Source organism: Synergistaceae bacterium, assembly GCA_017444345.1.
Taxonomy (GTDB): Bacteria; Synergistota; Synergistia; order Synergistales; family Aminobacteriaceae; genus JAFUXM01.
The window spans coordinates 1-5,418 of the sequence record JAFSWW010000096.1 but is presented as its reverse complement, the minus strand read 5'-3'; the positions used below and the strand labels follow the sequence as shown (position 1 = coordinate 5,418).

Genomic DNA, 5,418 nt, shown 5'->3' with positions numbered 1-5,418 from the left:
GGGTGGGGGAGGCGGCGGAAAACTGTATTATAATGTGTGATACATAATGATTATATTATTTAAGAAGGAGCATAACATTATTTGATTAAGCACGAAATTTTTATATTAGTTTTTGTTCAGTCAGAAAGGCAGCAATAAATGAGTCTCTCTTTTTATCATGAAAGAATACTGACACAAAAATTTTTATCCGGCAATTTTCAGGAGGCTATAAATAAATGAGTCTCTCTCTCTACAGAAAATACAGACCGCAAAATTTCTCGTCAGTTGTCGGACAAAGAGCTGCTATAGATATACTCACTAATGCACTTGCTAAGAATCGCCCCGGACATGCTTATTTATTCAGCGGATCACGTGGCTGCGGCAAAACTTCAGTCGCTAGGATTTTCGCAAAGGCCTTGAATTGTCTTGATCCTCAGGGCGTTGAACCTTGTGAAAAGTGTTCTAATTGTGTAGCAATAACAGCAGGCGAGTCCCTTGACGTTATAGAAATTGACGGAGCTTCTAATAATGGAGTCGAAGAAATTCGCGAGCTTAAATCAAATGTTACTCTTGCGCCGTTCAGCTCAAAATATAAAATTTACATAATCGACGAAGTTCACATGTTGAGTCAGGCTGCTTTTAATGCGTTATTAAAGACTCTCGAAGAACCCCCCGAACACGTAATTTTTATCATGGCAACAACTGAGCCTCATAAAGTCCCCGTTACTATTAGATCACGCTGTCAGCATATCCCGTTCCATAGCATAGTAGCTCACGATATTTTTACGCGTTTACAGGAAATATGCGGGCTTGAAAATGTTCAGGCAGAAGACTCGGCTTTATGGGAGATTTCACGGCAGGCGGACGGAGCTTTGCGCGATGCTTTATCACTATTGGAGCAAGTTATTTCGTCCGGTAATGTTACTCTTTCAAGTGTTGAATTAGCTTTCGGGGTAGGCAGCCGGTCAAGTTTTGAAAAGTGGGTTATTTCTTTGCGCGAGAATCAAGAAGGAGCTTATATAATATTGAAGAATATGTTTGACTCCGGTGCATCGCCAGTCAGAGTCTTTGAAGAAATTTTTTCGCTCGTTCGTGATTTATGGCTCGTCTCAAAGTGGCAGAATATAGCAAAATCTCTCGGAATCAGCGAACATGACACAAAATTTTTGCTTGAAGAATCCCCTAAATGGCAGAGTTCAGAATTACATAAATTATTAATTGTCGTGCTGAAATTATTGCGTTATGCCCGCAGCGGAATGAGGACGGATATTTTACTGGGAATGTTTGAGCTCGGACTCGTGAAAGCTCCTGCTCCTGTAAATAATAATAATATCAAGCAAAATTTTACGCCCCCCCGTCAAGTAACGCCCGTGCCTGTTATCAAGCCTAATGAAGTAACAGAAGAGACCCCGCTATTACGTGAAGAATTAATGAATTCTATCAAGTCAAAAAATTTTAGAGTCTACTGTGCATTAATTGACTCTCGGCCCATTAATCAGGACGGGAATTTAATTTTAGATATGCAGCATAGATATTGTTATGAAGTCTTGAAACTTGACAGGAACGCAGCCGATTTAACAGCATGTTTTGATCACTATGAGAGCATTACTTTACGTTATGGGAGCTTGAATTATACTTGCACGAAAATTAAAGCAAAGCAGGATAATACACAAGCTAAACCCGTCAAGCCCGCAGAAAATAATAAACGCGAGACTCAAGAAATCAAGCGAGAAAATCATAATCAGGAAGTCAAGCCCGCGCCCGCAAAAAATTCAAATTCTATTATTGAACGAGTAAGAAATTATTTAGCTGCTCATCAATTACCCGCCGAAATTGTTTTATTGTCAACTAATGAAGATTTCGAGAATGACAGCGATAACGATATAGATATTGCAGTAACAGAAGGAGACAATGACGAATAATGAATCAATTTGTGCATTTACACGTTCACACTGAATACAGCTTACTAGACGGGGCAATCAGGACAAAGCAGCTCGCTAAAAAAATAGCCTCATGGTTTCCGGATGAGAATGACCCCGCCCGAGCAGTCGCTATAACAGATCACGGCGTTTTATACGGTGCAGTAGAATTTTACGAGGCCTGCAAATCACAAGGAGTCAAACCCATTTTAGGCTGTGAAACTTACGTAGCTCCGTCGGGTATTAATTCACGCGATGACAAGAGATATAATCATTTGTTATTACTGGCTGAGAATGACAAGGGCTGGCATAATCTCGTAAAATTAATTTCTATTGCTAACACTGAAGGATTTTATTATAAGCCTAGAATCGATCACGAATTATTAACTGAATACAGCGAGGGAATAATAGCAAGTTCCGCATGTTTAGCCGGAGAAATTCCGCAGTATATCTTGAGTGAAAATTTTGATATGGCCGTCTCATGTGCAAATACTTATAAAACTATAATGGGAGAAAATAATTTTTTCTTGGAAATCATGCCGAATTCATTGCCCGAACAGAAAAAAGTTAATCAAGCTATTATAGAAATCTCACGCAAAACAGGAATCCCCCTAATTGCCACCGGAGACGCTCATTATTTAGAAAGAAATGATTATGACTGGCACAAATTATTATTGAAGGTCAACACTCACGCAGAACCGGGGGATGATGCATTTGGATTCTCGACAAATGATTTTTACTTGAAATCGCCTGAAGAATTCTATAACGAGTTTGCAGACATTCCCGAAGCACTTACTAATACAGTAGAAATCGCAAAACGCTGTAATGTGCAATTAATCCCCGAAAAAAAAGAGTATAAGCTCCCTGATTTACAACTTGAAGAGGGCCGCACACCTGATGACGAATTACGAATCCGAGCGCGTGAAGGACTCAAGCAAAGATTTATAGACTATGAACGGGGAGAAATCACAGAAGAATATTCAAAGCGTTTAGAGTATGAACTCGGAGTAATTACTCAAATGGGATTTAGTGCTTATTTCTTGATTGTATCTAGCATTATTCAGGCTGCAAAATCCCGTCGTATTCCTATAGGACCGGGCAGAGGTTCGGCGGCAGGGTCTCTTGTTGCTTGGTCCCTGAAAATCACAGAACTTGACCCGCTAAAATATAATTTGTTATTTGAGCGTTTCCTGAATCCTGAACGTATTTCAATGCCTGATATTGACACGGACGTTTCAGACAAGGGGCGCGACGAGTTATTAAAATATATTTCTGACACTTACAAATCTACAAATGTAGCTCAAATTATCACGTTCGGGCGCATGAAAGGCCGTCAATCAGTTAAAGATGTCGGGCGGGCTATGGGTATGAACTATTCAGTAACTGACAGGACAGCGAAATTAATTCCCTTAATGGCAAAAAATATTGATGACGCTTTAGCAAAGAGTCCCGAATTTGCCGAAGAATACGCTAATAATGAAGAAGTTAAAAAATTAGTCGACACCGCAAAAAATATTGAAGGTCTTGCACGCCACACAAGCCAGCACGCCGCCGGAGTTGTTATTACTCCATGCCCTATTACGGATTTAGTGCCGGTTAAGAAATTAGAAGGCTCGCAGATAGTTACGCAGTTCACTATGGAACCTGTAGAAAAATTAGGCCTCGTAAAAATGGACTTTCTAGGCTTGAGCACTCTTTCAATTATTCAGGAGGCTTTACAAAATATTCAGCTTAACGGCAAAGAAGTACCGGATTTAGACAAAGTTAATGACAACATGAATGATCCGAAAACTTTTAAATTATTGCAGGAGGCTGACACAATAGGAGTATTTCAGCTTGAATCTGATGGAATCCGGGCAATGTTACGCAAATTAAAGATTGACAGATTTGAGGATTTAGTCGCAGCTTTGGCAATGTACAGGCCCGGCCCTCTTGATAGCGGAATGGTGGACGATTATATTGACTGCAAGCACGGACGAAAAGAGCCGAATTATCCGCATGAAATGTTAAAAGATGTTTTGCGGGAGACTTACGGCGTTATCTTGTATCAGGAGCAAGTTATGCAGTGTGCCAGCGTCTTGGCCGGTTATACACTGGGAGAAGCTGATATTTTACGGCGGGCAATGGGCAAAAAGAAAATAGAAGTCATGAATCAACAGCGCGAAAAATTTATGTCAGGTGCTGAATTAAAGCATGTCGATAAAGAGAAGGCCGGACATATTTTTGACTTAATAGAAAAGTTTGCAGGTTACGGCTTTAATAAATCCCATAGTGCTGCATATGCGTTAATTTCTTATGATACTGCGTGGCTTAAGGCAAATTATAAAGCTGAATTCATGGCGGCGTATTTATCAAGTCAGATGAAGGCAAAAAAGGACGTTCTCGGGCGTTATGTTTTGCAGGTTCGTCGGAGCGGGATTCCAGTTAAGCAGCCTGATATAAACTCTTCATTTGAAAATTTTGCGGCAACTGGTGATTTTATCAGATTCGGACTCGGTGCGATCGCTCGTGTAAGTCATAATGTAGTAGATATGATTGTTCGTGAACGTTCAGAACATGGCTCATTTAAATCGCTATGGGACTTTGTGAAGCGTGTAGATTTGAGCGTGATTCATAAAACTGTAATAGAGAACATGATTAAAGCCGGAGCATTTGACAGTCTTTTATCGAACAGGGCAAAATTAATTGACGGTCTGCAAAAATATCTCGACGCTTTGGCAAAAGTCAACAAGGGCAAAAAATTAGGTCAGCTTGATTTATTCGGTGAATTAGAAGACGAGCAGGAAGCTTCAGAGCCGGAATTACCGGATACGCAGGAATTTGACTCTCACACTAGACTAAATTATGAACGTGAAGTAACAGGGCTGTATATTTCAGGTCATCCATTTGATAAATATCAGGCCAAGCTCGAAAAATTTATAAATTGCACTATAGGCGATATATCAGGGTGGCGCAGTAAAGATATTAAACCCGTTTTCGGCGGAATTATAACGAGTCTCAAGGAACGCACAACGAAAAAGGGCGATAATATGTGCAGTCTTCAAATTGATGACTCGGAAAATAGCATAGATGTTATTATATTTCCTAATAAGTGGCAGGATCTCAAGGGTAATATTTCACAAGATATGCCGTGCTTAATTGAAGGCTCAATCGATGACAGAGGACAAATTTTGCTGGATAAGATTTTCACGGATTTAGACGGCCTGAAAAATGAATTTGTAAATATCTCGCTTAATCTTGAAGACGACACAGAAAATTTTGACTCTCTCATGAAAAAATTTACAACTGTATTATTTGACTCTCAGAATAACAGCAAAACAGGAAAACGAGTCATTCTAAATGTTAATTCAACGTCAGAAAGAGGCCGGATTATCATGCCAAATCTTTTAGTTGACAGGGATAAATTATATAAATCTGATTTACCCGAATTTTTTGCAGCAAGCTGATTTTATGATATATTCAACACGCTAAAATTATTTATTTATGGACACAGCGAAATTTTTTCCTTATATTCTACTCC

General features: G+C 39.6%; 2 protein-coding genes. Both read left to right on the top strand.

Annotated elements, in window-relative coordinates:
- Nucleotides 1-215 precede the first annotated feature (215 nt).
- Nucleotides 216-1,901 (top strand): DNA polymerase III subunit gamma/tau, encoded by a 1,686-nt coding sequence (dnaX, locus tag IJS99_07420; GenBank protein MBQ7561644.1) that lies wholly within the window; start codon nucleotides 216-218, stop codon nucleotides 1,899-1,901.
- The gene (gene dnaE, locus IJS99_07415; protein ID MBQ7561643.1) at nucleotides 1,898-5,344 is read left to right on the top strand and encodes a DNA polymerase III subunit alpha; all 3,447 of its coding nucleotides are present in this window, start codon (nucleotides 1,898-1,900) and stop codon (nucleotides 5,342-5,344) included. Before dnaX ends, dnaE begins: the two co-directional genes overlap by 4 nt.
- Nucleotides 5,345-5,418: the final 74 nt, after the last annotated feature.